A 3269-nucleotide genomic window follows, 5' to 3' on the forward strand; every position below is an offset into this window, starting at 1 on the left:
CCTGGCCCGACCAGCTCTCCGGCGGCCAGCAGCAGCGCGTGGCGATCGCCCGCGCGCTGGCGATGGCGCCCTCGGTGCTGCTGTGCGACGAGATCACCTCGGCGCTCGACCCCGAGCTGGTGGGCGAGGTGCTGCGCGTGGTGGAGTCGCTGGCCGACGAGGGCATGACGCTGCTGATGGTGACGCACGAGATGAACTTCGCACGCAAGGTCAGCGACCGCGTGGTCTTCATGCATGCGGGCCGCATCCACGAGATGGGCCCGCCCGAGCAGCTGTTCGGGGCCCCGCAGAGCGCGGAATTGCGCCAGTTCCTGTCGGCGCTGCACTGAGCTCCGCGGCCGGGTGCCGCTTCACGTTTGCTTACCGGCACGGCGCATCGCTGGTCAGACTCCGGGCTCGCCCAGGAATTGCCAGGACCCGACGATGCGAGACGTGCCTTCCCTCCACATGCTGCGAACCACCTCACTGGCCCTGCTGGTGGGGCTGGTCAGCGCCTGTGGCGGCTCCGATGATGCCGCCGACCCCACGGCGGGGTCGCCGGCGCCTGCTCCGGCCCCAGCGCCTGCTCCGGCCCCCGCGCCTGCTCCGGCCCCAGCTCCGGCACCCGCACCCGCACCCGCACCCGCACCCGCACCCGCGCCTGCACCCGCCCCCGCCCCCGCCCCCGCCCCCGCACCCGCGCCTGCACCCGCACCCGCGCCGGCTCCGGCCCCGGCGCCCGGCGGCGCCAACGCGACGGCGGCCGGCACCGTGACCCTGCCGTCGCCGACGCTTGAGAACCTCACCGTCCAATGGGCCTTCAGCGGCGACGCCAACGCCAATTCGCAGGTGTCGGTTCGTTACCGAGCGCAAGGCAGCGCAACGTGGATCACCGGCATGCCGCTGCGCCGCACGGCCGCCGGATCGACCTCCGGGTTCAGCTGGACCACCCGCCACACGGGCAGCATCTTCGGCCTGCAACCGGCGACGACCTACGAGGTCGAGCTGAGCCTGACGGACCCCGAGGGCGGCTCGGAACAGCGCGTGGTCACCGCACGAACCCGGGCGGTGCCGGCCCCGATGGCCGGCGCGCCGGTTCGTGCCGCCACCCCGTCCACGCTCGCCTCGGTGATGAACGCAGCCCAGCCCGGCGACATCATCGAACTGGCGGCCGGCCCCTACTCCGCCATCAACTGGACGCGGGACGGCAGCGAAGGCAAGCCGATCGTGATCCGCTCGGCCACGCGCGGCGCGGCGGTGATCAACGGCGAGTTCGGCCTGTTCAACCGGCAGCACGTGCACCTGGACGGCCTGACGGTCAACGGCCGCATCCGCTTCAACGGCACGAACCACATGGTGATCACGCGCTGCACGATCAACGCGACTTCCGCGCTGGCCGGCGACGGCATCGTGTCGTACCTGCGTGCCGAGAACGCCTACATCGCCGACAACGTGCTCAACGGCACCACCACCTGGGCCGACAGCTCGCTGGGCGTGAACGGCAACAACCTCGGCGAAGGCATCGCGGTGACCGGCCCGGGGCACGTGATCCAGAACAACCGCGTGGTCGGCTTCCGCGACGGCGTCTCCTTCCTCGAGGGCAGCGAGGCGGTCGACCAGCACAGCATCGACGTGCTCAACAACGACATCGACGTGGCGGCCGACGACGGCGTGGAGGCGGACTTCTGCCAGCACAACTGCCGCATCATGCGCAACCGCATCACCAACTCGTTCGTCGGCCTGTCGTCGCAGCCCGGCCTGGGCGGGCCGACCTACTTCGTGCGCAACGTGCTCTACAACGTCGCGCACGTGGCCTTCAAGCTCTATCGCGAGAGCTACGGCGACGTGCTGCTGCACAACACCGTCATCAAGTCCGGCGACGCCCTCGGCGTGTATGCCGGCGTGCCGGTGGTGGCGCTGTACAGCCGCAACAACCTGCTGATCGGCGGCCCCGGCGGCACCTACGGCGGCTACTCCAACGGCAGCGGCCGGGTGATCGACGTGTCGACGCTGAACGTCGGCAGCTCCGACCTCAACCACGATGCGCTCGGTTCCACCGCGGCCAGCTTCTCGGGCCGCATCGGCAGCCTGTCGTTCTCGAGCCTGGCGCAGCTGCGTTCGGCGACGAGCGAGAAGCAGGCGGTGCAGGTGGGAATGGACGCCTTCGCCGGCCAGATCGCCTTTCCGTCGGCGCCGATGACACGCTATGCACCGCCCGACCTGCGGCTGGCCAGCGGCGGTGGCGCGGTCGACGTGGGCCTGGTGATCCCGGGCATCAACGATGGCTTCGCCGGCAGCGCGCCGGATGCCGGCGCCTACGAACTCGGCGCGCCCATGCCGGTGTACGGGCCACGCTGAGCCCGGATCGGCGGCGGGACAGCGCTACACGCAACGCCCGCCGTCGACCTCCATCGCCACACCGGTGATCATCGAGGCCTCGTCGCTGCACAGGAAGCAGGCGGCGTTGCCCAGGTCCTCCGGCGTCGAGAAGCGGCCGAGCGGAATGGTGGCGAGGAACTTCGCACGCGTCTCGGGCGTGTCGCCGCCCATGAAGGTGGCCAGCAGCGGCGTCTCGCCGGCCACCGGGTTGAGCGCCACCACGCGGATACCGAAGGGCGCCAGCTCCACCGCCATCGAGCGCGTGGCGGTGATCACCCAGCCCTTGCTGGCGTTGTACCAGGTCAGCCGCGGCCGCGGGCTCACGCCAGCGGTGCTGGCCATGTTGAGGATCACGCCGCGGCCGGCCGCCTTCATGCGCGGCACCGCCTCGCGCGCAGCCAGGTAGATCGCCTTCATGTTGACCGCGACGATGCGGTCGAATTCGTCCTCCGCCAGACCCTCCAGCGGCTGCGGCAGGTGGCCGACGCCGGCGTTGTTGACGAGGATGTCGAGCGCACCGAAGTGCTCGAAGGCGGCGTCGACCATGCGCCTCGCGTCGTCGGCGCGGGCGACGTCGACGGACAGCGCCACCGCGCCGGTGGCGTCGGCCACGCGACGGGCGGCCGATGCGTCGCGGTCGGCCACGATCACCCGCGCGCCCTCGGCGACGAACTTGCGCACGATGCCTTCGCCGAATCCCGAGCCGCCGCCGGTGACGATCGCGGCCTTGCCTTGCAGTCTCATTGCCGGTCCTCCCCTTGCATTGCGGGAATTCTGCGCGGCGCCTAGAGTGGCTGCCATGCGGGTGTTCATCAGCCACGCCTGGGAAGACAAGCCGGTCGCGCTGGAGCTGGCGCGGCTGCCGCCGTTCGTGAAGGCCTGGGTCGACGTGCGCGAGCTGCTCGGCGGCC

Annotated in this window: 3 protein-coding genes; 2 read left to right on the forward strand and 1 reads right to left on the reverse strand. The window is 71.2% G+C overall.

All coding sequences use genetic code 11. From position 1 onward, the window contains the following. Together AB7F93_RS14095 and AB7F93_RS14100 are read left to right on the forward strand one after the other, a co-directional pair. On the forward strand, positions 1-329 hold a 329-nt coding region (locus AB7F93_RS14095), incomplete at its 5' end, for an ATP-binding cassette domain-containing protein (RefSeq protein ID WP_428303543.1). Positions 330-750: 421 nt separating this feature from the next. After that, positions 751-2337 (forward strand): right-handed parallel beta-helix repeat-containing protein, encoded by a 1587-nt coding sequence (locus AB7F93_RS14100; RefSeq protein ID WP_428303544.1) that lies wholly within the window; start codon positions 751-753, stop codon positions 2335-2337. A 24-nt stretch (positions 2338-2361) separates the two neighbouring features. Here the strand turns inward: AB7F93_RS14100 and AB7F93_RS14105 are convergent, their stop codons facing one another. Further along, entirely contained in the window at positions 2362-3102 is a 741-nt protein-coding gene (locus AB7F93_RS14105) for a glucose 1-dehydrogenase (RefSeq protein ID WP_428303545.1), read from the reverse strand. Positions 3103-3269 lie beyond the last annotated feature (167 nt).

The sequence above is a fragment of the Immundisolibacter sp. genome (assembly GCF_050250495.1).
Lineage (GTDB): Bacteria > Pseudomonadota > Gammaproteobacteria > Immundisolibacterales > Immundisolibacteraceae > Immundisolibacter.

Coding starts and splice junctions, on each gene's coding strand:
- AB7F93_RS14105 (WP_428303545.1), bottom strand. CDS start 3,102: ATGAGACTGCAAGGCAAGGCCGCGATCGTCACCGGCGGCGGCTCGGGA.